A 311-nucleotide genomic window follows, 5' to 3' on the forward strand; every position below is an offset into this window, starting at 1 on the left:
AGCCGTCTATTAAGACTGAGGCTAAGTTTGCTGAGGGTTCGTCTCGTGTTGTTAATGGTGCGGTTGTTACTGACACTGTGACTTATGAGGGTCTGGTTGATGGTAAGAACTACCACCTGGATGCGAAGTTGATGTCCAAGGATGGCAAGACTGTTCTGGGTACTGGTTCTGCTGATTTCACTGCAGATTCTTCTAAGGGCTTCACCACGGTTGATATCAAGGTTGATAATGCTGAGAAGCCGGTTGATTCTGCTGTTGCGTTTGAGGAGTTGACCTCTACTGAGGTTGAGTCCAATGGTGATGAGACTCCG

1 protein-coding gene is annotated in these 311 nt (G+C 47.6%); it reads left to right on the top strand.

Annotation, left to right across the window (positions count from 1 at the left end; translation table 11 throughout):
• Positions 1–311 (top strand): VaFE repeat-containing surface-anchored protein (locus QKD99_RS11615; RefSeq protein ID WP_347951502.1); only part of this gene is annotated, 311 nt, incomplete at both ends.

Source organism: Corynebacterium sp. c3Ub_189 (assembly GCF_039907195.1).
Lineage (GTDB): Bacteria > Actinomycetota > Actinomycetes > Mycobacteriales > Mycobacteriaceae > Corynebacterium.